Origin of the sequence: Arthrobacter caoxuetaonis (assembly GCF_023921125.1) — a bacterium.
In the GTDB taxonomy this organism is placed as follows: Bacteria; Actinomycetota; Actinomycetes; order Actinomycetales; family Micrococcaceae; genus Arthrobacter_B; species Arthrobacter_B caoxuetaonis.
In genome coordinates this window covers 572439-595289 of the sequence record NZ_CP099466.1, presented here as the reverse complement: position 1 = coordinate 595289, position 22851 = coordinate 572439, and the positions used below count along the sequence as shown (strand labels likewise).

Below are 22851 nucleotides of genomic sequence, written 5' to 3'. Positions count from 1 at the left end.
GGTATCCGGGCCTTCAGCGCCTGCGGTTGCGGCGGTCATTTCCGCTGAGGTTCCGGGTCAGCGGACGGGCCAAGTTGTCACCGAAGACCACTCCCCCGGCGATTGCCAGGATCACGGTGAGGGCGTTAAAGAGTCCGATGACGCCGTCGGAAATATCCTCCAGCCCGATGCTCAGGCCGTACATGGAACGGAAGATGCTCAGGCCCGGGAACAGGAACAGGATCGCCGGCACGGCGATCACCAGCTGCGGCGCGCCCATCCGCAGGGCGACGATCCGGCTGGCCATGCCGATCGCGATCGCTGCGACAGCCGGCGTCAGCCGTGGGCCCACGCCCACCGCTTCTGACAGGGTCCCCACCAGGAACCCGCCCACGCCGATCAGCACCGTGGGCAGCACCAGGTTCATCGGTGACTGCTCGGTGATGCTGATCGTGGCCAGGGCTACGGCGAGTATCAGCACCGTGACGGCGAACGGGTACTGGGACGACGTCTCTTCAGTCACTTCCAGGGAGGGCATCCCCAGCAGGGTGCCCACCACCAGTGCGACGGCGATTCCCGCGACAATGGCGCCAAAACTGAGGAAGGCGGAGAGGAAGCGGCCGGCGGCCGTCACCGGGAAGCCGTTGATCGCATCCTGCACGGCGGAAACCAGCCGTCCGGTGGGCAGCAGCAGGAGGATGCCCCCTGCCACCACGATTCCGGGCGCAATATTCAGGTCCACCGAACCGCTTGCGTCCAGCCACCAGAACAGCATGGCGAGGGCGGTCACGAGGAACCCGCTCGCAGCCGTGGTGAAGAAGTCCGGCACCCGCCAGCGTCCGAGCACCCGCTGCAGCAGGCTGACCAGGATGGTGCTGCCAAATCCGACGGCTGATCCCAGCGGCCCGCCGCCAATAAATGCGACGATCGCGGCGGCAAACAGTCCGGCGGAGAAGGTGACAGCCCAGCGCGGGAACGGTTTGGGTTTATGGACGATCTCGCCCAGCCGGGCTGACGCCTCGGCACGGGTGACGTGGCCGTCCACGATGTCAGTGACCAGCCGGTGCACCAGTGCCAGTCCCGCATAGTTGTTCGTCCAGGACCGGACGACGCGCATGACCGTGATGGGCGTCTGGTCCTTGGGCGAGTAGTTCAGCAGCACCGACTGGTTGGTGATGTCCACTTCGATGTTTTCGAGTCCGTAGGCAGCGGTCACGGCGATTATGGCCGTTTCCACTTCGAGGGCACCGGCACCGTACCTGAACATGGTTTCTGCCATGCCCAGGGCGAAGTCGAGGGTCTTCCGCGCACTGGCATCCGGACCGCCGGAGCGTACCCGGGGGTTGGCGTAGGGGCTCCCGGCCAGTCGTTCCACGATCGACATGGCCTGCGTCGGCGGTGTTTCCCCCTGCACCAGCCGGCGCAGCATCCGCCGTGCCGCTGCCGAGGACGAATCCGTACGCTGGGCCGCTGAGGGGCTGTGCTGGCGGGGCGTCGTCTTGCGTGCCCGCGGCTTGCCGGTACGCGGCGGGACACCGGCCGCACGCTGGCCCTTGGGGGTCACTGACGGAGCCTTTGCCGGAGCACCCTTCTCCAGCCGCGGAACAGAGGACGTCGCCGGCGGCGGCTTGGGCTTGGTGCTGCGCAGGCCGGCGGCGCTGCTCCGCGCCGCCCGTTCGGGTGCCTTGATCACAGGGATCAGCCCTGCCTCCGGTTGCGTGCTCAGGGCAGCGTTGCGGCGCTCATTCTCGTTCTCCACAGTGTCCACCCCTTTGGCCTCGTCTTGACGTGCGGTTTAGTAGAAAGGCTGGTGATGCCTGCGCCAGTAGATCTGGCGGGTCACACGTTCACCGATGGTGTTCCAGATCCGGTACCGCAGCGGGTCCAGCACCAGGTCCCAGCAGCCGGCGAAGTCCGTGACGGTCTTGGAAAAGCTGGTCTTGAACAGGCCCAGTCCGTGGTGGGGATGTTCCTTGTTCTTGAGTTCGCTGCTCGGCGGCGTGCCGCAGAAATCGTATTCCTCAATACCGAAGTCTTCCTTGAGTTCGGTCAGCGCAGTCCACTGCACCAGGTGGGAATCCCCGTATTGCTTGCGCCGCGGCTTGGAGCCGCCGTCCTTGTACGTACCCTTTTTGCCGTAGGCGATGACGAACGCACCGACACTCGGCTCGCCGTCTTCGAACGCAAAATAGAAGCGGCCCTGTCCGGCGGCCGTGAAGTTCGACCAGAAGCGCCGGTAGTACTCGTAGGAGCGCATCCTCGCCGAAGAGCGGTCCTCGATGTGGCTCATCAGTTTGTACATGGCGCGCATGTTCTCTTCGGTGGGCTCCACCCGGCGCACGTCAGCCTCTTCGCGGATCGCCCGCCGGACGGCGTTGCGGGCACGGGAGGAGATGTTCTTGAGAATCTGTTCCGTGTCGGGCGTCGTGTCCAGCAGCGCAGTGGAGTCGTTGGGCTGGAGATTGAAGGTCTTGACCAGCCCGGCTTCGCGGAAGAGTTTCCGTACGTCTTCTCCGTCCACGATGTCCGGCTCCACCTTGAGTGCGAAGACCCGGCGGCCGCTCTCCTTGGCAAACCTTCCCAGTGCCCGGGCCATGGCCGGCACGTCTTCGGCTGCGGCGGCATCGGGACCCTTGATGAGGTACCAGAGGCTGCCCAGGAGGGCGACCTTCTTTTCGATGACCAGGTTGTAGGACGTGTAGTCCGCGCACGTGAAGACAACGTAGACGGGGTTCCAGCCGTGGTGCGATTTGACCTCCGCGTAGGCGGCGGACTGCAGGACATTGCCGCCGTTGGGGTTCGCCTGGACGCGGCTGTCCCAGTCCGCAATCTCCTCAGGCGTGGCCAGGCGTGCACTAAAGTCTCGCAAAGTTCCTCAACTGTCCTCGGTTGGTGGATCTGTCTCGTCGCCCCCGGGCACGGAGCCGCGCTCCGGACCGGTTTCCAGTCTATCTGCGAGCGCGGGGCGCTCCGTGCGGCCGGGTGCGGCGCGGCGGAGCAGGCCCGTACCCGGACCGGCGGGAATACCCGTGCGCCAAGACAGGTTAGGCTCATCATTAGATGCATTTGCATGAGATCGAGAGAAGGCGGACTGAGTGGCACAGCAGATTGAACTGGGACTGGACACGTTTGGAGACGTGACATTCGACGGCGGGGGCAACAAGCTGCCGATGCCCCAGGTCGTCCGCAACGTGGTGGCGGAGGCCGTCCTGGCCGACTCCCTCGGACTCGATTTCATCGGTATTGGTGAACACCACCGGGACGACTACGCGGTGTCCTCGCCGGAGACCGTGCTGGCAGCCATCGCAGGCCAGACCAGCCGTATCCGCCTGGGATCCGCGGTGACCGTCCTTTCCTCCGACGACCCCATCCGGGTCTACGAACGTTTCGCAACGCTCGACGCCGTGTCCAACGGCCGTGCAGAAATCATCCTTGGCCGCGGCTCCTTCACCGAGTCCTTCCCTCTCTTTGGATACGACCTGGCTGATTACGAGGTCCTGTTCGAAGAGAAGCTTGATCTGTTCACCAAGCTGCTGGCAGAAAAGCCCGTCAGCTGGGAGGGGACCATCCGGCCTCCCTTGCGCGACGTGTTGGTTTATCCCCCCACGGAAAACGGTGCCCTCCCCGCGTGGATCGCCGTCGGCGGCACGCCCCAGTCCGTTGTCCGCGCGGCCCACTACGGCCTGCCGCTGATGCTGGCCATCATCGGCGGGGAACCTGCCCGCTTCACCCCGTTCGTTTCCCTGTTCAAGCGGGCGCTGAAGGAGTTCGGCAAGCCGATGCTTCCCGTCGGGGCGCATTCTCCCGGCTACATAGCCGCTACGGACGAGCAGGCGCTGGAGGAAGCGTGGCCGCACTACGCCGCGATGCAGAACCGGATCGGCAGGGAACGCGGCTGGCCGCCGGTCAGCCGCTCGGAGTATGAAGCATCGGCCGGTCCTGAGGGCGCGCTCTTTGTCGGTTCGCCGGAAACTGTGGCGGCAAAGATCGTGCGGACCGCGCGGACCCTCGAACTGTCGCGTTTCGATCTTAAGTACAGTCTGGGCACGCTTCCCCACGAGAACCTGATGAAGTGCATCGAACTCTATGGATCCGAGGTAGCACCCCGGGTCCGCGAAGCGCTGGCGGCCGGGGACTAGGCCTTCGCGGGGAGGAACCACCTGGTCCGTGGTTCCTCCGCCGCCAGGGATTCCGCCCGCTCAATGTTCTTCCGGTCTTCACCGGTGAGCCGTTCATGCTCCTGGCGCATGTACTCGCGCCACGTCGGAACGTCGTAAATCTCGCGGAACTGGCGGGAATCCGTCACCGAATGCACCAGCTCCCACCCTGTGGCTCCGGTGCGCATCCGCGAGAGCCGGACTTCATGCATTGCCTGCACGAACGCTGCGGACTCACCCGGTTCCAGTTCATAGGCCACCAAGACCGTCACCGGCCCGTCGTCGGGTCTCGGCTCCTTTTCGACCTCCAGCCCAAGGTCCGGCTCAGGAACGCTGCGGTCCAGCTTGCCGGTGCGGGGAAGCAATGGCAGGACCGCCACGCTCGCGGCCACCAGGACCAGCACGACGCCGGCGGCGGCCAGGACCGCCGAGTAGCCGTACGCCGTGGCCAGGCTCCCCCACAACAGCGACCCGAATGCCTGCGTTCCGGTGAAAACCATGAGGTAGACGGAAAGTCCCCTCGCCCGGACCCATTCCGGCAGGGTCAGCTGCACAGCACTGTTGAGCGTGGAAAAGGTATTGATCCATGCTGCTCCGCCCAGCACCAGCAGGGCAGCCAGCGGTACCGCGGGGAGGTAGCCTGCGGCAAAAACGCAGGCCCCGAACGCCACGGCGGACGCTGCCAGCAGGGCGTTATCCGGGAAGAGCTCCCGGACTCGGCCCTGGATTACCACTCCGAGGATGGCACCGATGCCGAGGGCGCCAAGAAGGAGCCCGTAGCCTGAGGAACCCAGCTGAAGATGGCCGTTGACGGCAATGGGAAGCAAGGCGTACAGGGAGCTGGCCGGAACCATGAACATCACGCAGCGCAGCAGGATGCGGCGGATCCTGGGCGCTGCCCGCACATAACGGATGCCGGCTGCCATCGCTTCGCCGACCCGTTCGCGGTCCGCAGGACTCTCCGGTGCGCTCCGCCACACGAACACCGCCAGTGCCGTGCCCAGGAAAGACACCGCATTGACACCAAAGACGAAGGCTGGACCAGCGAGCGAAACCAGCAGGCCTCCCACGGCCGGTCCTATGGCACGGGCGGCATTCATCGCCACCGACCCCAGCGCCGAGGCGGAACGGATCTGGTCCCTCGGTACCAGCGAGGGGGTTATGGCCTGCCAGGCCGGCGAGCTGAGGGCGACCCCGCAGCCGATCAGGAACGTGTAGAGGAGCAGGGCATCGGGCCCGAGCAGGCCCAACGCGGCAATGACCGTGAGCAGGATCCCGGCGCCGGCGGCAAAGAGGTTGGCGCCCAGGATCAGCCGGCGGCGGTTGAACGCATCGGCGAGGACGCCCGCAATCAGTCCGAGCAGGAGGGCAGGAGCAAGGGAGGCGGTTTGCACCAGGGATACCAGGGCGGGACTGGCGCCGGTTTCCACCAGATACCACTGCGCGCCGACGGTCTGCATCCAGCTGCCGATGTTGGACCCCAGCTGGGCCAGCCACAGTATGAGGAACATCCGGTTCTGCAGCGGCGCCCAGGGAGATGCCATTGGATCCCTCCGTCAGCGCAGGAACCGGGCGCCCCGGCGGTTCCGGAGACCTGACCCCCGCTTCCTGAAGGTTATGTCCGGCACCTCCGCCGCGTCCAGAGTGCCCGTTCACAGCGGCCGAGGTTCAGGGCCCTGGCGGAAACTTGTTCCACAGGCGGCGATAGTTCTTCTCCGCGGCCCTTCCCCTGTGCTCCTCAATCGCATGGAGGCGCCCGTAAGTGAACCCGTTTTCGCCCTCTCCGGCCGTACTTCCCATCCAGCGCAGCAGCGACCTGGTGACAACGCTGTCCTGGTGCTCCCCCAGTGTTTTCTGCAGTCCCTCGGCGGCTTCCACCATGGCGTCTGCTGCGCTTCCTCCTGCCGGCCTCCACGCCTCGGCGGCATAGCGCAGCCGCTTGGCCTCCTTGCGTGCTTCGTGAAGGATCTCCGCACGCTTTTCGGGATCCTTTTCGGCCTTGGCCTCCTTGACGCGGGCCCGGAGCCGGCCGCGGTCCCGGCGGATCATTGCCTCCGCAGTGTGCCGCCCCGAACCGGTTTCGGCCTGGTTCCACGGCGGATCCGCTACCATCCCGGCCAGCTGCTTGACCATCTGCCCATAGCGCTCGCTGTCCAGCGCCTGGTGCACCGACTGGACGGCGGACGAATAGTCGCTGAGCAGTTCTTCGTCGATCCGGGCCGCCACCGGCCCCAGGACCAGGTCCGGAGGCTGCGATGCCACGAGGGCCTGCAGCCGGTGGCGCATCACTTGTGCATCACGGGCCCCGCCCAGCACCTGTGCCAGCCATTTCAGGTCACCGCGCAGGCTGCGGGCCGGTTCCTTTTCAAGCAGGCGGCGGTAGCTGGCCAGCGCCGAACGCAGACGGCGGGTGCTCACCCTCATCTTATGGACGGCCTCCGGTTCCTCGGCCCGGACCCTTTCCTGCTGCCGGAGCAGTTCAGCAAGCTGCTCCTGCAGGTACGCCAGCAGCAGGGCTGCGGCGCCCTTCTCCGCACCCGCACTGCTGTCCTGCCCGGCGCTGGGACCTTTGGGAGCAAAAACCATGGCTGAAGTATAGGTCCCGGTCCTGCCCGGGAGGCAGACCCTGTGCCACGCACAATTGACGCACCCGCAATACGCGCGAAACAGGTCCCCCGCGACACTGGGCCCATGACGAAACGCCCTGCCTCCGCTTCCGATCTGGCCTGCGGGTCCTGCGGCCAGCTGCCGCGGCCGGGCCGTACCCGCCTCACGGCCGCCAACGTTGCCGCCATGCTCCCCATCGAACTCCTGGTCCACGCTGCCGTCCTGCAGGCGGATCTTCCCTACCTGTCCAAAGTCCTGCTGCTCACGGTCACCGCCACGGTCCTGGTGATTTGGGTGGCCGAGCCTTCGGCCCGCCGGCTGCTGCACAGCTGGCTCCACGGTCCGGCGCTGCGGCAGCGGAGCATGCTGGCCGGTTCGGGAACCCTCTGGAGGGCACGCGTGGTCCTCGCGGATACTCCCGGTGCATTGGAGGACCTGGCCCATGCGCTGGCACGGTCCCGTGCGAATATCCTCTCGATTACCTCGCAACCAGTGCCCGGCGGAGTCATGGACGAGCTCGTGGTCTCCGGACCGCCTGGGCTGCGGGAACACGACGTGGCCGAGGCGCTTGCCGACGGCGGAGCCGGGTCTGTGCTGGTTTGGCCCACGACGGCTTTGGCCCTGGCCGACGGCCAAACCAAGGCCCTGGCCTTGGGCGCACGGGTGGCGGCCAACCCGCAGGAGCTCGGCTGGGCCGTCTCGGAACTCCTCGCGGCGGAACTGGTGGTTGATCCGTCCCGCCTCGCTCCGGGCGGGCCGGAATATGGAACCCCGGTCCTAAAGGTCCCCACGGCCTGGGACGAGGCGCTGAGGTTCATCCGGCCCGGGGAGCCGTTCACGCCGGCAGAGTCCGCCCGCGCCAGCCGGCTTGCCGAGATCGCCGAGACTGTAGAGCTTCGCACCGCGCGGCCCGGCTGAGCCCTGCTGTCCGCTGTGAAGCCCCCTGACCCTGTACCCCGTGCAACGGCCGCCGTAGCATCGGCAGTACCGGCGGTGCCGCCGGCGCTCCCGCTGCCCGAGGCAACATTCTTGGAGGCAAGGTCATGAACTCCATGCGCTACGCCAAGCTTGGCAACTCCGGCCTGACAGTGTCCGCGCTCGGGCTGGGATGCCTCAGCTTCGGTGACCCGCACCGCGGCAACCATGACTGGACGCTGCGCGAGGACGAATCCAAGCTCCTCATCCGGCGGGCCGTGGAACTGGGCATTAACCTCTTCGATACGGCAAACGTCTACTCAGCCGGGGACAGCGAGCGCATCCTCGGCGTCGCGCTGGCCGAGTACGCCCGCCGCGAAGAGGTTGTCATCGCCACCAAAGTCCACGGCGAGATGTCCCGAGGGCCCAACGGCTGGGGACTGTCCCGCAAGCACATCCTGTGGCAGGTGGACCAAAGCCTGCGCCGGCTCGGAACCGACTACATCGATCTGTACCAGATCCACCGCTGGGACGGGACGACGCCGCTGGAGGAAACGCTCTCCACCCTGGACCAGCTGGTCCGGGACGGAAAGGTCCGGTACATCGGCGCGTCGACCACATACGCCTGGCAGTTCGCCCGGGCCCTCTGCCTGCAGCAGGAACACGGATGGACGCCCTTCATCACCATGCAGGACCACTACAACCTGATCTACCGGGAAGAGGAACGGGAGATGTACCCGCTCTGCGAGGACCAGGGAATCGGCGTCCTGGCGTACTGCCCGCTGGCGCGGGGCAGGCTCTCACGCCCCTGGGACGAGCCAAGCAGGCACCGCGGGCGGGATGCTTTGGACGACAGGCTCTATGGCGCGTACGAGTCCACCGACCGGCTGGTCTCCGATGCCGTCGGTGAGGTCGCCCAGGCGCATGGAACCAGCAGGGCGCAGGTGGCCATCGCCTGGGTGATGGCGCATCCCGTGGTAACGGCGCCGCTGGTCGGTGCCACCAGGGTGGGGCATCTGGAGGACGACGTCGGCGCCCTGGACATGCAGCTCACCTCGGAGGACCTGGCACTGCTGGACGAGCACTACATCCCGCACGGCGTCGTCGGCTTCTAACCTGCCCGCGTCAGCCCTTCACTGCGCCCGCGACCAGGCCGGAGGCGATGTAGCGCTGCAGGAACAGGAACAACACCATCACCGGCACGGCTGCCAGCACCGCTCCGGCGGAGAAGACGCCCCACGTCCGGGACTGGTTGTCCCCCACGAAGGAATAGAGCCCGACGGCGAGGGTCTGGCTATCCGGATCGTTGAGGACAATGGAGGCGATCATGAACTCCCCCGTGGTGGTGATGAAGGTCAGCAGGCCCACGATCGCCAGGATGGGAGTCACCAGGCGAAGGATGATGGTGAAGAAGATCTGGAAATGCCCGGCACCGTCAATCCGTGCCGCTTCGTCGAGCGTCTTGGGGACCGTGTTGAAGAACCCGTACATCAGGTAGGTGTTCACCCCAAGCGCCCCGCCCAGGTAGACCATGATCAGGCCCAGCTGACTGCCCAGCCCAAGCCAGGGAACGATGTCCGAAATTTCCGAGAGCAGCAGGAAGATGGCAACTACCCCCAGCATCTGCGGGAACATCTGCAGCAGCAGGAGGCTCAGCAGGCCCATCCGCCGCCCGGTGAAGCGCATCCGGGAGAAGCTGTAGGCGGCCAGCGCCCCCAGGAAGACCGTTGCGACGCTGGTGACCACGCCGATCACCAGGGTGTTCAGGAACCAGCGGGCGAACGGTTTCTGCGGGTCTGAAAAGAGTGCCTGGAAGTTGGCGAACCCAATGTCCCGGAACAGTCCGGACGAGGCAACCAGGGTTCCGCTGGGGCTGAGGGCAGCGGAGAGGACGTACGCCAGCGGCAGCAGGGCGAAGACCGTCATCACCAGGCCCACCAGGTGCCGCCATCCGGTGTCCTTGAACCAGGCTCCAAAACTGCGGCGGGTGGGCCGGACGGCGGGCCCGGGGCGCGGGGCTTCCGCGGCGAGCCTGGACGGAACTGAGGTGGAGGTGCTCATGAGTTCACTTCTTCCAGCGACTTGGTCTGCCTAAAGCTGACGGCGGAAATGACGGCGACGATGACGAAGATGAGGATCGCCAGTGCGCTGGCCAGACCGTAGTCACGGCCCGTCCCCTGCCCGAAGGCCACCTTGTAGACCACGGTGATCAGCAGGTCGGTGGCGCCGATGTCCTGGCTGGTGCCCGGGAAGCGCGGGCCGCCGCCGGTGAGCATGAAGATCACGTTGAAGTTGTTGAAGTTGAACGCGAACGTGGAAATCAGCAGCGGTGCAGTGGAGACCAGCAGCAGCGGGAGCTTGATGGAACGGAAGATCCGCCAGGCGGAGGCGCCGTCCATTCTCGCGGCCTCGTTCACTTCCTCGGGCAGGGACTGCAGGGCACCGGTGCAGACAAGGAACATGTAGGGGAAACCCAGCCAGGTGTTCACGAGCAGCACGCTGGCTTTGGCCAGCCAGGGGTCGTTCAGCCAGGGAATGGACGCACCGCCGAAGAACGTCCCGTTGATGAAGCCGAACTCCTGGTTCAGCATGCCTGACCAGACCAGTCCGGCGAGGAAGGCAGGGAAAGCGTAGGGCATGATCATCAGCACCCGGTAGGTGCGTTTGCCCTTGAGCGTGGGGTGGTTGAACGTGATCGCCAGGAACAGCCCCAGCCCGAAGCAAAGTGCCACGGAGGCAACCGCGAAGGTAAAGGTCCAGCCGATCACGCTCAGCAGCGGTCCGCGGAGCTCCGGGTCCGTGACGGCGTGCTGGAAGTTCTCGAAGCCGACGTTGATCTTCCAGCCGGTGGCAAGCCGTTCCCCGTCTTCGGAAACGAAGGACCCCTCGCCGCTGTCGCGGTAGACGGTTCCCGTCTCGGAACTGGTGAAGGTATCTGCTGCTTCGTCATAGACCAGCACCGGCTTGTAGACATAGGCGTTGGAGCCGTCAGCAGTCTTCAGCGTCCCGTCGTCGAGGTCCTCGGAGAAAGGGACCGTGAGTTCCAGGATCTCCGACTGCCTGTTGAGCAGGTCATTGAAGGCGAGGGTTTCATAGCCCTGGACACCGGTCGCCTTGCCGGTTCCGCCGAGCTGGGCGTCCTGGACCTCTTCGAGCGGCTGCTCGCTGCCGCCGAGCTGAACCCGTCCGTCCGGATCGGTAACCAGCAGGAACAGCTCGTTCCCCTGCTCCACCACGGAGACCTGGTAGGCCGGGGAGTCGGGCACCCGCTGCTGGGCGGTCAGGGAGATTGCAGCGACGGCGTCTTCCTTGGTGCTGTTATGCCCGTCGCCGTAATTCGTAAAGGCCACGTAACCGCTGTAGACGACCACGAAAACCTGGAAGACCAGCAGGAACAGCACCCCGGGTGCCAGGTACTTGGCCGGAAGGCCGCCCCGCCGCAGGTAGATCCAGTTGATCGCCAGCGTCACGCCGGCCGCCACGGCAAGGATGACCCACTCTTCGGCAAGGAAGAGCATCATCAGAACGTAGACGGCGAACGCGTCCACGAGTCCCAGAAGCAGGATCTTGGCCAGCGTTCCGGCGATCGAGTCGGGACTGCGCCTGCGCTCGCGGACCGGTGCGGGTTTGGACGGGCGGACGGGTGCGTCCGTGGAAACGGCCATGAAGTTCTCCTACAGGTGGTCCGGACGGGAATCCCGTCCGGACCACTCGTCGCCTGCGGCTGGTTGGTACCGCTACTTGCTGATCTTGGACTCGATGTTGGAGACCATGGCCGGCCATGCCGTGGCCGGGTCTGCTTCGCCCTTGATGAGGGCCAGCTGCGTGCCGCCCCAGTCAGCCCAGACGGCTTCCATTTCCGGGATGGCCGGCATCGGAACACCGTTGGCACCGATTTCGCCAAACGCAGCCACGATCGGGTCTTCGGCAGCCTTGTCGAAGGAAGCCGTCAGGGCCGGCGGGCGTCCGCCTGCCTCGAACATGGAATCCTGCACGGCCTCGGTGGTGAGGTAGTTCAGGGCGAATTCGTTGGCTGCCAGGGCATTCTGGCTCTTGGCGCTGATGAAGAAGCCGTTGACGCCGACGAACGGCTGCGCCGGGGAATCTCCGGCAGTCGGCAGCGGGTCGACAGCCAGGTTGATGCCGGCGGCTTCGGCGTCCGGGACGTTCCACGGGCCGGTCAGCAGGTACGGGGAGGCGCCGGCGTTGAACTTTTCCTTGGCGATATCCGGGGTGATGCTGGAGTTGAAGATGCGTTCGCCGGAATCGCCCCAGGCCACAAGCTTCTCGGCGAATTCGACGCCGCCGGGGTTGCCCAGTTCCAGCTTCGAAGCGTCGTAGCTGCCAGCCTCGTCCGTGCCGAAGACGGGCACGCCCATGGAGGTCTGCAGCGGGTAAAGGTGGTAGGGATCGCCCTGCTTGGGGTCCATCTGTACCAGGAAGGGGAATTCGGCCTTGCCTTCGGCCACGACTGCCTTGCCGTTGGCGATGACCTCGTCCATGGTGGCGGCGGCTTCCGGGACCAGGTCCGTGTTGCGCAGCAGGCCGATGTTCTCGATCGAGTAGGGAACGCCGTAGGTGTTGCCCTCATAGGTCATGGCCTTGATGGCACTTTCCTGGAACTGGCCGGCCTTGTCACCGAGTTCGATCGGAGCGACGACGCCGTTCTGGACGAACTTGCCCAGCCAGTCGTGCGGGCCGACGATCAGGTCCGGGCCCTTGCCGGTGGGTACCTGCGTGATGAAGTCATCCGAAACCTGCTGGAAGTCCTTGGTGACGAGCTTGACCTCGATACCGGTATCTTCCTTGAATTTCTCCGTGACGTCGGTCAGGGCGGGAGAGCGCTCTGCGTCCACCCACATCGTGAGGGTCGTGGCGCCGCCGGAGGCCAGATCGCTGGATTCGGCCTTTTCGCCGGCGTCCGATCCGCCGCAGGCGCTGAGGACCAGTGCCGCGGTGACCGACACGGCACCGAGAGTAAAGGTACGCCGGCGAAACGCCGTCGTACCCGTTGTGCGCACCTTCATTGGTGTACCTCTTCTGTGTTTTAGGTCTGTAGTGAAGGCCCTCCGCGGGCCGGGTGACGCCAGCCGGTCCGGAACCCGGGCGGTGGCATGGGTGCAAGTGTAAGCGTGTGCACAGTGTGCGTCCAGTCACACCATGGCGGACGCTGAATCGTCCGACCAGTACCGGCTCCCGCTGGTCAAAAGCCCCGAAGATTCCACCACCTCTTGGACAGGAACACGAGGGAGAATTTGTGGAAGCGTTTGCACTACCCCGGGTACCATCGCCTAGGATTCAAGGCATGCTTAGCTCCATCGCTGCCCCTGAGGGCCTCCTTCCGGGAGCCTCCCTTGTTCCCGTGCATGAGGCCTCCGCCGAACGCGACCGCCAATGGTGGCGCTCCTCGGTCATCTACCAGATCTACCCCCGCTCCTTCCGCGACCTGAACGGCGACGGCATCGGCGACCTGCCCGGCATCACCGCCGAACTCCCCGCCCTCGCCGAACTCGACATCGACGCGATCTGGCTCTCCCCCTTCTACGTCTCCCCCCAGAAAGACGCCGGCTACGACGTCGCCGACTACTGCGACGTCGACCCCCTCTTCGGCACCCTGGACGACTTCGACACCCTCACCGCCACCGCCAAAAAACACGGCATCCGCGTCATCGTGGACCTCGTCCCCAACCACTGCTCCGATGCGCACACCCTCTTCCAGGCAGCCCTCGCCGCCCCCGAAAACTCCCCCGCCCGCGACATGTTCATCTTCCGCGACGGCACCGGAGAACACGGCGAAAACCCGCCGAACAACTGGCAGTCCCACTTCGGCGGCCCCGCCTGGACCCGCACCACCAACCCCGACGGCACCCCCGGCCAGTGGTACCTGCACCTCTTTGACTCCACCCAGCCCGACTTCAACTGGGACAACCCCGCCGTCCACGACGAATTCGAACGCATCCTGCGCTTCTGGCTCGACCGCGGCGTCGGCGGCTTCCGCGTCGACGTCGCCCACGCCCTGATCAAGAAAACCGGGCTCCCCGACTGGGGCGGCCGCGCCGACGGCGCCTCCTCCGAAGGCTTCCCCGGAGACCAGGCCCCCATGTTCGGCCAGGCCGGCATCCACGACATCTACCGCTCCTGGCGCAAAATCCTCGACGAATACGACGGCGACCGCGTGCTCTGCGCCGAAGCGACCATCGACCCCCTGGACCGGCTCACCGACTGGGTCCGGCCCGACGAAATGCACCAAACCTTCAACTTCGCCTACCTCCACCACCCCTGGAACGCACCCGAACTGCGCCGCATCATCGAAACCAGCCTCACCGCCTTCGACCAGGTCGGCGCTCCCACCACCTGGGTCCTCTCCAACCACGACGTCGTCCGCCACGTCTCCCGCTTCGGCCTCACTGCAGGGCACAACCGGCCGGGAGACGGCCTGGGACCGGAGGATCTGCAGCCTGACCACGACCTCGGGCTGCGGCGCGCCCGGGCGGCCACACTGCTGATGCTGGCCCTGCCCGGCGGCGTCTACCTTTACCAGGGCGAAGAGCTCGGGATGCCGGACCACACCATGCTTGAGCACGGGCACCGGCAGGACCCCACGTTCCACCGGACCGGCGGAGAACGGCTTGGCCGTGACGGCTGCCGGGTCCCCCTGCCCTGGCGCGCAGATGAGCCGTCCTACGGTTTCAGCAGCACCGGAGCGGCATGGCTGCCCCAGCCGGAGGAGTGGCGCGAACTGTCCCGGGACCTACAGGCTGCCCATCCGGCGTCGACCCTTGGCCTCTACCGCACCGCCCTGAAGCTGCGGCGCGAACTCTCCCTGGGACACGGGTCCCTCGCGTGGTGGCCGGAGTTCGAAGACGACGGCGTCGTCGCGCTGGTCAACGGCAACGTGCTGGCGGTGATGAACATGGGCACCAATACCGTGCAGCTGCCCGAGGGCGAACTGCTTGCGCAGAGCGTGCCGGAAGCCGGCCAGGACGGCTTCCTGGGGCCGGATACCGCCGTCTGGCTCCGGCTGGCGTAGCGGCAATGGAGCATGGTGCCCGCGGGGCCGGGATCAAGGAAGTCGCCGCTCGGGCAGGGGTCTCGGCGGCGACGGTCTCGCGGGCGCTGAGCGGCAACGGACGGGTCTCCGAGGCGACCCGCCGCAAGGTCCAGGAAGCTGCGGACGAACTCGGGTTCGTCATTTCCTACAACGCGTCGTCCCTGGCCTCCGGGCGCAGCAGGAACATCGGGATTGTCCTGCCAACGGTGGGACGCTGGTACTTTTCCCAGGTACTCGAGGGGGCGGCGTCGGCCCTGATCGAGGCGGGCTATGACCTCACGCTGTACAACACCAGCGACGGCCCCGGGCACCGCGAGAGCGTGCTGAAGGAGATGCTGCAGCGCAAACGGCTCGACGCCGTCATTACGGTGGCGCTGCGGCTCACCGATGAAGAATTGGGACAGCTCAGGGAAGTCGGCAAACCGATCGTGGCAATCGGCGGCCCGCTGCCGGAAACCCCAACGGTCCGGGTGGACGAATTCAGCATCTCTTCACTGGCAACCCGGCACCTGATTGCCTTGGGCCATACCCGGATTGCCCATATCGGCGGCGGGGAGGAACTCGAGCGTGACTTCCGTATGGGCAGCACCCGGCAGGACGGTTACTTCCAGGCCATGGCAGATGCCGGGCTGAGCGTCGCCCCAGAATGGCTCAGCAATTCGGAATTCAGCGTCGCCGGTGGATTCGCCGCGGCGAAACGGCTCCTGGCGGATCCTGCCGCGCAGGTCACCGGCATCTTCTGCGCTGCCGACGAGATCGCCGTTGGCACGGTGCTCGCTGCCCGTGAGATGGGCCTGCGGGTCCCGGAAGACCTTTCGGTGATCGGGATTGACGGGCACGAGCTGGCGGAGGTCTTCGGGCTCACCACGATCAGCCAGGACCCGGCAGGACAGGGAGCATCAGCGGTCGGTGCGGTCCTTGACCTTCTCCAGGACCGCCCTGTCAGCAAGGATCTGCTGCATGGCTTCCACCCCACGGAATTCGTGGTGCGTTCCAGCACGGCCGTGCCCGGCACGCTGCGGACCTGACCATGCGGACTCTCAGCGGTACCCCGGAACGGGGGCTGCTGGCTAGGATATTGTGACCGGTGCGCTCCGGCGCTGGAGGGGGACAAAGGATCAGCAATGCTGGTGTTTCTATGGGTGGCCGAAATCGTCTTGGCCCTGCTGTACCTGGGACTGGGCGTCATGCGGCTGGTCCAGCCGTACGACAAGCTGGTCCGGGTGCTGCGCTGGCCTGCCGATTTTCCGGCGTGGGCTGTCAAGCTGATCGGCCTCGCGGAGATTCTCGGCGCTCTCGGGCTCATCATTCCCGCCGCAGCTGATGTCGCTCCCATCCTCACCCCCATTGCCGCCTGCGCCCTGGGCATGCTGATGGCCGGCGCCGTCGCCGTCCATCTGCGCCGCCGTGAACGGCAGCGGGTGGCGCTCCCCTGCATCCTCCTGGCGATGAACGTTTTCATCGCCATCGGCCGGTTCGGACCGTACCCGGGGTGACGGCTGCCAGGCAGGGCGCCGGAAGGGAGCCGGGCGAGGTCGTCACGGAACTCTACGGGCTGCTCCCTGCCGACTTCACTGCTGCCCGCAACCAGCACGCTGCTGAGGCCTCCCGGACCGGCGACAAGGAACTCGGCAAGCGGCTGAAGGCCCTGCCAAAGCCCTCTGCCGCCGCCTGGCTGGCCAATACCCTGGTGCGGCAGGAAGGACAGGCAATCGCCGATGTCCTCTCACTCGGGGCCTCACTGCGGGAGGCCCAGACGGACCTGGACCGCGACGAGCTTCGCCGGCTGAACTCTGAACGCCACCGCATGCTGCGCGCCCTGGCCCGTCAGGCCCGGGAGCTGGCCGGGGAAGCGGGTCATCCGGTCAGCGCAGCGGTAGCCGCGGAAGTGGAACAGACGCTGTGGGCTGCCATGACGGATGCGGACGCGGCCGCGGCCCTTGCTACCGGACGCCTGGTCCGTGGCCTGGAAGCCAACGGCTGGGAGCCCGTGGACTTGGACGGCGCCGTGGCTGACCCCGAGAGCGCCCAGCCGCTGGTGTCGGCTGGCGCCAGGAACGACGGCGCAGCGCGGCCGTCCCGGCCGGCTCCCGTCCGTGGGGATGGAGAAGGCATGTCCTCCCGGCAACAGCGGGCAGCGCAGGCCAAGGCGCTCCGCAGTGCAGAAGATGCACTGGCATCCGCGAAGGAAACCGCGCGGAAGGCTGAGGAACAGCTTGCCGCCGTCCAAGCCGAACTGGACAGCCAAACCGCTGCCCGGGACGCGTTGACGGACGAGATCGATGACCTCAGGGAACGAATCCGCGAACTCGAACGCGAGGTCAGCACTGTGGACCGGCACCGCGGAACACTGGAGCGCTCCCGCGATACTGCCCGCCGTGAGGCGAGGGCGGCGCGCCGGGCGCTGGACAAAGCCGAGGCCAAGCTCCAGTCACTGCACTGAACCGGCAACCGGCGGCGCGGAGAGCTCCCGCAGCATGCCGAAACGGCTGCTGATCCGGCCCAGGTCCACGGCGTTCCCGGTTCCCGGAAAACGTCCTTCGTAATCAGCGAAGCCAATCACATCCAGCCTGCATCCGGCGTCGTAGAGCACGTCGACCACGTTCCCGAAGCGCTGCCAGGCATACGGATCCGCTTCGGTGAGGGACGGAACTCCGGACACAACCCAGTGCCGGAACTGCCCTGCGAGCGCAAGGTAGTCGGAGGCCGCTGAGCGCACCTCGCAGAGTTCCGCAAAGTGGAACCAGACCTGGTCTCCCGCTGCTCGTGCTGCGCTCAGCGGAACCGGCCCGGGCTGGACTGACCGGGCTTCTTCAGGTTCCGGTTCCCGCAGGCCCGCCTCCCGCAGCAGCGAGGGATAGGGGCGGCGGAGGTGGTATCCGGACGCAAACCCCGTGCTGGGGCGCGTGGCTGCAGGGATACTGCGGTAGTCGACGCCGGCGTTGAGGCATGCGACGGTGAGGTGCCGGTGGATCAGTTCGATGCCCGGCTCAAACAGGTGGTGGAACATCGGGTCCGGGAGCAAGTCGTCCGGGGCATAGTTGGACGTTGCCACGAGGACAATGCCGCGCTCAAGCACCTGCCGCAGCAGGCGGGTGACAAACGCTGCGTCGGCCGGCCCGCTGACGTGGAATTCATCAAAGCACAGCAGGCGGGCGTCGCCCAGCAGCGCATCGAGCCCCTCAGCGAAGGCCGATTGTTCCCGGAATCCCTTCCTGCCGTACCCCTCAAAAGTGCGGGCATGGAGTTCGCGGAAGAAATCGTGAAAGTGCAGGCGGCGCTTCTGCTCCACCGGAACCGCATCGAAGAACGCGTCGAGCAGCCAGGTCTTCCCCCCGCCCGGCGGTCCCCACAGATAGACCGATCCGTCGGAAACTCCGCGGCGCACCGATTCTTCTGCCGCCGCGAGGAGCGGGAGAACCGCAGCCTGGGCGGCGTCGAGTTCCAACCCCTCTGCTTCTGCTTTGCGGGCCAGGGCGCCTGCAAGGGCGGGCAGCTGCACGGAGGTCATAACCCGGTTATACCCAGCCGCGCACCCGGGCACCAAAAAGGGGGCTTCCCCGGACAGCCACATACCCCGCCGGCCCCACTGTTACGCGTCCCGGACGCTGTACTCCAGCACCGGAAACGGAACGTGAAATGCTGTTCCCGTCAGGCAGAACGATGTGGGGGAACTGTGCACGAACTACTGCGGGTCCTGGATACCTGGACGGTCATACAGGCCACGGCACTTGTTTCAGCAGTGTTCGGTGTGGTGATCGCGGCTCGGGCCTGCTGGGACAACACCGGCCTTCCGGCCTTGCAGGACCGGTACACCGAACTGGTTGCCGCACGTGCTGAGGCCCTCCGCGACAGGTTGCCGGCGCCTTCGGGCCGGAACAGAACAATCTCGTATGCGCGGCGCCTCGGCCTTGCCACCGCGGAGCCGCTGCACGGCTTGGGCTCTTCCGATACCGGATGGCTCAAAAGGATGGAACGGCAGCGGCGTTCCCGGCCCGACAGCAGCCAGCGGGTCCTCGCAGCAGGGGCCCTGGCCCAGCTGCTGAAACGCCCAGGGCTCCTCCGTGAGCAGGAAGAACTCGTCACCGAGGCTTTCGCTCCCGTGGAATCGGCGGTCAGGTCAGCGGGAAGCCTGGCAGAACTCGCGGCCACCCGACGGACCTTTTCACAGTCGGCCGGACAGTTGCTTCGCACCAGTGCCGCACGCCGCTTTGCGGCAGTGTTCCTTCCGGCGATGGCGAAGTACCTCGACTTTGTGGGTCGGGGCAGCGCGTTCGGCCTGGCCCTCGGCGTGCTGCTTTCCGGCGGCATGATTACCGAGAATCCAGTTGTTGGCGTGCTGACGACTGTCTGCGGGCTCGGCGGGGCGATCGTCTACACCGCGATGGTCATCCGGTGTGATGCCCGGTCCTGGCCGGCACGGGACGGGCTCCCCAAGGCCCTCCGCCGTTCCTACCCCGAAGCGTCATTCCTTCTCCGGCTGGCGCTCACTGTCACGGCGGTGCTGACCGCGGTGGCAATACTGCGGCTGTAGGCACCTGTTCCGGCGCACCGGTACCAATTAGAGCCCAAAAATTCGTGCTAATTATTCGCGCATAACGGTGGTACGTTCGGGTTTCGGGCAACATGCACTCCGGCAACCTGCACGGGAGGAACCCATGACTGACCACGTAGCACCCGTTTCCGATTGTTCGGTCCATAACTGCGATTTCAACCACGAAGGCTGCACCGCATATGCCATCACGGTTGGAGGCGCTCCCGACCATGCCAGCTGCGCTACCTTCATAGACACCTCGTCCACCGGCGGGCTGCCGAAGGTCCTGGCCACCGTTGGCGCGTGCCAGCGCGAAGAATGCCGTTTCAATGACCATTTGATGTGCGACGCCCACGACGTACGGGTTGGGCCCGGGGCGGAACTCGCCGATTGCCTGACGTACCAGCCGCGTTGAGCAGTCCCTGGAGGAACCACAGTTGAGCGCTGTCCTTCTCGGCTGGGACCCTGTGTGGCCGGAAGCCTGGCAGCCTGACTATGCGTCGGCCGCAGCCGGTGCGGCCGACGCCGGAATGTTCCGGGCTGTCTGGGACATCACCGGAGCCCCCAGCATTGAGCCAGGAGCGGACACCTGGTTTGTCCTCCCTGGTGCGCATGAAGGCGTAGCCGGCCACGGCGTCGTCGTCTCCTATCCTTACGCCATTTCGGATGCCGAGGCAGATCCAGACGGTCCAGTCACCGTGGTGGACGTGGATATCGACCTTCTCCTCCCGCTCGGAGACCAGATTCCGCTCAGCGGCCTGCTGCCCTCCGGCACCCTTCCGGAGAGCGGAATCCTGCTGCTGGACCGCGATGAGGAAGCTGACCTGCGGGCGGCCTGGGCACTGCAGCTGGCCGCGCTCCCCAGCCCCGCGACAGCTGTCATCCCGGGGACCTTGCCGCAGGAGGCACTGCGGTGGTCCTTGGCCAGCCGTTACGAAAACGACCCGGATGCCATCCGGATCTGCCTGGTCCACCATGGCCCGGCGTGCTCGGCCTGCGGCTTCGAATTCAGGGCTGCCTTCGGTGAGAACGGCTCAGGCATGATGCAGGTCCACCACATCGTGCCCCCGCGCCTGGTGCAGGACGGCTACGAGCTGGATCCGGTCACCGACCTTGTTCCCCTCTGCCCCAACTGCCATGCGATGGCCCATACCGGGTCCCCCGACCCCTACACTCCGGCCGAGCTTCGCCGGTTGTTGGCTGCCCGGGCCGTTCTTCCGGTCCCCCAGGTCCTGGCGGGAAGGCCGGTCACCCCGGAAGACCTCCAGGCACAGGCAGATGCCGAACAGCTGCTGGGCAACCGGAAGCCCGGCGCCGACTAGACTCTGAATCAACCATGAGCATCCCCAGCAGCAGCCCAAAGACCGTGCGTATTGACGCGTGGCTGTGGGCCATCCGCGCCTACAAGACCCGTTCCGCAGCCACTGCCGCCTGCCGTGCCGGGCACGTGAAGCTCAACGGCAACGCCGCGAAAGCTGCGCAGCCCGTCCAGCCCGGAGACACCATCCGGGTCCGGCAGCCGGGTTTTGAACGGATCCTGGAAGTCCGCGGCCTGATCAGCAAGCGCGTCGGTGCGGAAGCGGCCTCGCACTTCTTCACGGACCACACCCCCGAGCGTCCGCCGGCACCGGCCCTGGGCATCCCGCAGCGCGACCGCGGAACCGGCCGCCCCACCAAGAAAGACCGCCGGGAGATGGAACGGCTTCGGGGCGAACGCTAGTCTCTGACGCATCGGCAGTTCCGGAAGGGAGGCCAGCCATTGTCCATCGGCCAGGGCCCTTCCCGCTTGCTCGTCCGGCTGGCAGCGCTGGGGGAAGAAAAACGCGCCGCAGCCCTGCTCCTGATATTCACGGCCCTCGCCCTGCTCTGGGCGAATCTGCCCCAGCTGCCGAGTTACGCCGGGTTTTGGGAGAGCACAGTTGAGGTCCGCGCCGGAAACTGGGACCTGGAGCTGACGCTGCAGGAGGTCGTCAATGACGTGCTCATGGCTGTCTTCTTCTTCATGGTGGGCCTCGAAGTGCGCCGCGAATTCGCGCTGGGGGAACTGACCAACCGCTCACGGGCCATTGTCCCGGTGGTTGGCGCCGCCGTCGGCCTTGCCGTTCCGGCCCTCATCTTCCTGCTGATCGCCGGCAGTACGGAGTACGCCCACGCATGGGGTGTTGTGATCTCCACCGACACGGCTTTCCTGCTTGGTGCGCTGGCGCTTGTCGGCCCGAGGTTCCCCGGACGGCTGCGGGTTTTCCTGCTCACCCTCGCGGTGGTGGATGACGTCGCCGCCCTGAGCATCATCGCCGTGGTTTATACCCGGGACCTGAGGCTTGTACCGCTCCTTGCGGGCTTCGCCGGGCTGGCGGCGGTGGCTGCTTCCCGTTATCTGCCGCGCGGCCGCGGCACGGCTTATGCAATTCTGGCGGCCTGTGCCTGGCTGGCTTTCTACTACGCCGGTGTCCACCCGACCCTGGCCGGTGTCGCTGTTGCCTTGTTTATACCCGTCTTCGCTCCGCGCCGGCATGAGGTTGAACGTGCGGTGGCGTTGACGCAGACCTTCCGCCAATCACCGAACTCGGAGTATGCCCGTGCTGCTGCCGGGAGCCTGCGGGAATCGATCTCGGTCAATGAGCGTCTGCAGAGCACTCTTCGCCCCTGGGTTTCCTACCTCATCCTGCCCCTGTTCGCGCTGGCCAATGCAGGAGTAGTGCTCGACGCCGCTACGCTGGGCTCCGCTGCTGCCTCACCCCTGACGTGGGCGGTATTGGGTGGTTTGGCGGTCGGCAAGTTTGTCGGGATCTTCGGGATTTCTTCGCTCCTGCAGCGGCTGCGGTTGGGCGAGTTCGGTCCGGGGCTTACCTTGGGTCGGATCGCCGGGGGTGCAGCGCTGTCCGGCATCGGGTTCACGATCTCCCTGTTCATCATCAGCCTGGCGATTGAGGACCCCGATGCCCGGAACGACGCCCGCGTGGGAGTCCTTGCCGGCTCACTGGCCGCCTTTGGGCTCGGCACGCTCATCTTCAAAGTCCTGGAGTCGCGGGCACCGCTGGTGCCGGTAGGAAGGCAGCTGGCCCGGCCGGTTGTTCCCGGCAGGGACCACATCGCCGGTGAAGTTGACGCCCCGCTGACACTCGTCGAGTACGGCGATTTCGAGTGTCCGTTCTGCAGCAAAGCCACCGGCGCGGTGGAGGAGGTCCGCGAACATTTCGGCAGCGAACTTCGCTGGGTCTGGCGGCACCTTCCGCTCACCCGCGTCCATCCGCATGCGGTGGAAGCTTCGGAGGCCTCCGAGGCTGCGGCTCTGCAAGGGCGCTTCAGCACCTACGCAGCCGCCCTGTTCCAAAACCAGGATCGCCTCAGCCCGGCGGATCTGCTCTCATTGGCGGACAACCTGGGCTTGGACCTGGACCGGTTTGAGTCGGACCTGAGGTCAGCGCAGGTCAGCAACCGGGTCAGGGATGACGCCCTGGATGCCGAAGCCATGGACCTGCACTCGACTCCCACGTTCTTCGTGAACGGATCCCGGCACCGTGGTCCGCATGATGCCGCTTCACTGATCCGCGCCCTGGAAGCGAGCCGGCCCGGGGATGCCTAAGGCACTGCCGGGCCGCTCCCGC

20 protein-coding genes are annotated in these 22851 nt (G+C 66.2%); 12 read left to right on the top strand and 8 right to left on the bottom strand.

From position 1 onward, the window contains the following. Window positions 1-13: 13 nt before the first annotated feature. Together NF551_RS02750 and NF551_RS02745 are read right to left on the bottom strand one after the other, a co-directional pair. Window positions 14-1543, bottom strand: a complete 1530-nt coding sequence (locus NF551_RS02750; RefSeq protein ID WP_423722593.1) for a threonine/serine exporter family protein — start codon at window positions 1541-1543, stop codon at window positions 14-16. 231 nt (window positions 1544-1774) lie between these two features. Next, window positions 1775-2848, bottom strand: coding sequence for a lipid II:glycine glycyltransferase FemX (locus NF551_RS02745; RefSeq protein ID WP_227897531.1), 1074 nt, complete (start codon window positions 2846-2848; stop codon window positions 1775-1777). A gap of 226 nt (window positions 2849-3074) precedes the next feature. Between NF551_RS02745 and NF551_RS02740 the strand changes: the two genes are divergently transcribed. After that, complete coding sequence (locus NF551_RS02740) at window positions 3075-4118, top strand: LLM class flavin-dependent oxidoreductase (protein ID WP_227897530.1); 1044 nt, start codon at window positions 3075-3077, stop codon at window positions 4116-4118. Here NF551_RS02740 and NF551_RS02735 read toward each other — a convergent pair. Beyond that, complete coding sequence (locus NF551_RS02735; protein WP_227897529.1) at window positions 4115-5680, bottom strand: MFS transporter; 1566 nt, start codon at window positions 5678-5680, stop codon at window positions 4115-4117. The genes NF551_RS02740 and NF551_RS02735 overlap by 4 nt on opposite strands. Window positions 5681-5804: 124 nt before the next feature. Beyond that, complete coding sequence (locus NF551_RS02730) at window positions 5805-6722, bottom strand: CHAD domain-containing protein (protein ID WP_227897528.1); 918 nt, start codon at window positions 6720-6722, stop codon at window positions 5805-5807. Between the two features lie 105 nt (window positions 6723-6827). Between NF551_RS02730 and NF551_RS02725 the strand changes: the two genes are divergently transcribed. Both NF551_RS02725 and NF551_RS02720 read left to right on the top strand, forming a co-directional pair. Beyond that, a complete protein-coding gene (locus tag NF551_RS02725) occupies window positions 6828-7661 on the top strand; it encodes an ACT domain-containing protein (protein ID WP_227897527.1) in 834 nt (277 codons plus the stop codon). 134 nt (window positions 7662-7795) lie between these two features. Continuing rightward, window positions 7796-8773, top strand: coding sequence for an aldo/keto reductase (locus NF551_RS02720; protein WP_227897626.1), 978 nt, complete (start codon window positions 7796-7798; stop codon window positions 8771-8773). Window positions 8774-8783: 10 nt separating this feature from the next. On the opposite strand, the gene NF551_RS02715 is transcribed toward NF551_RS02720, so the two are convergent. The 3 genes from NF551_RS02715 to NF551_RS02705 all read right to left on the bottom strand — a co-directional run bounded on the left by NF551_RS02715 (window position 8784) and on the right by NF551_RS02705 (window position 12685). After that, a complete protein-coding gene (locus tag NF551_RS02715) occupies window positions 8784-9719 on the bottom strand; it encodes a sugar ABC transporter permease (RefSeq protein WP_227897526.1) in 936 nt (311 codons plus the stop codon). After that, complete coding sequence (locus NF551_RS02710; protein WP_227897525.1) at window positions 9716-11323, bottom strand: ABC transporter permease subunit; 1608 nt, start codon at window positions 11321-11323, stop codon at window positions 9716-9718. Before NF551_RS02710 ends, NF551_RS02715 begins: the two co-directional genes overlap by 4 nt. 72 nt (window positions 11324-11395) lie before the next feature. Beyond that, window positions 11396-12685 carry a sugar ABC transporter substrate-binding protein gene (locus NF551_RS02705; protein WP_227897524.1) on the bottom strand — a complete coding sequence of 430 codons (1290 nt, stop codon included), beginning with the start codon at window positions 12683-12685 and terminating at the stop codon, window positions 11396-11398. A gap of 278 nt (window positions 12686-12963) precedes the next feature. Between NF551_RS02705 and NF551_RS02700 the strand changes: the two genes are divergently transcribed. The 4 genes from NF551_RS02700 (at window position 12964) to NF551_RS02685 (ending at window position 17152) form a co-directional block, all read left to right on the top strand. Then, the gene (locus NF551_RS02700) at window positions 12964-14688 is read left to right on the top strand and encodes a glycoside hydrolase family 13 protein (protein WP_227897523.1); all 1725 of its coding nucleotides are present in this window, start codon (window positions 12964-12966) and stop codon (window positions 14686-14688) included. A gap of 5 nt (window positions 14689-14693) precedes the next feature. Beyond that, window positions 14694-15737 (top strand): LacI family DNA-binding transcriptional regulator, encoded by a 1044-nt coding sequence (locus NF551_RS02695; RefSeq protein ID WP_227897522.1) that lies wholly within the window; start codon window positions 14694-14696, stop codon window positions 15735-15737. A gap of 96 nt (window positions 15738-15833) precedes the next feature. Further along, window positions 15834-16205, top strand: coding sequence for a DoxX family protein (locus tag NF551_RS02690; RefSeq protein WP_227897521.1), 372 nt, complete (start codon window positions 15834-15836; stop codon window positions 16203-16205). After that, the gene (locus NF551_RS02685) at window positions 16202-17152 is read left to right on the top strand and encodes a transposase (protein ID WP_227897520.1); all 951 of its coding nucleotides are present in this window, start codon (window positions 16202-16204) and stop codon (window positions 17150-17152) included. The genes NF551_RS02690 and NF551_RS02685 overlap by 4 nt, the downstream gene beginning before the upstream one ends. On the opposite strand, the gene zapE is transcribed toward NF551_RS02685, so the two are convergent. Next, on the bottom strand, window positions 17141-18220 hold the full coding sequence (gene zapE, locus NF551_RS02680) for a cell division protein ZapE (RefSeq protein WP_227897519.1): 1080 nt from the start codon (window positions 18218-18220) through the stop codon (window positions 17141-17143). The genes NF551_RS02685 and zapE overlap by 12 nt on opposite strands. A 165-nt stretch (window positions 18221-18385) precedes the next feature. Here zapE and NF551_RS02675 point away from each other — a divergent pair, with 165 nt between their 5' ends. The 5 genes from NF551_RS02675 to nhaA all read left to right on the top strand — a co-directional run bounded on the left by NF551_RS02675 (window position 18386) and on the right by nhaA (window position 22829). Beyond that, complete coding sequence (locus NF551_RS02675) at window positions 18386-19243, top strand: hypothetical protein (RefSeq protein WP_227897518.1); 858 nt, start codon at window positions 18386-18388, stop codon at window positions 19241-19243. A gap of 124 nt (window positions 19244-19367) precedes the next feature. Further along, window positions 19368-19658 carry a DUF1540 domain-containing protein gene (locus NF551_RS02670; protein ID WP_227897517.1) on the top strand — a complete coding sequence of 97 codons (291 nt, stop codon included), beginning with the start codon at window positions 19368-19370 and terminating at the stop codon, window positions 19656-19658. Between the two features lie 22 nt (window positions 19659-19680). After that, a complete protein-coding gene (locus tag NF551_RS02665; protein ID WP_227897516.1) occupies window positions 19681-20565 on the top strand; it encodes an HNH endonuclease in 885 nt (294 codons plus the stop codon). 14 nt (window positions 20566-20579) lie between these two features. After that, window positions 20580-20963, top strand: a complete 384-nt coding sequence (locus NF551_RS02660) for an RNA-binding S4 domain-containing protein (protein ID WP_227897515.1) — start codon at window positions 20580-20582, stop codon at window positions 20961-20963. A gap of 39 nt (window positions 20964-21002) precedes the next feature. Next, window positions 21003-22829 carry a Na+/H+ antiporter NhaA gene (gene nhaA / locus NF551_RS02655; protein WP_227897514.1) on the top strand — a complete coding sequence of 609 codons (1827 nt, stop codon included), beginning with the start codon at window positions 21003-21005 and terminating at the stop codon, window positions 22827-22829. Window positions 22830-22851: the final 22 nt, after the last annotated feature.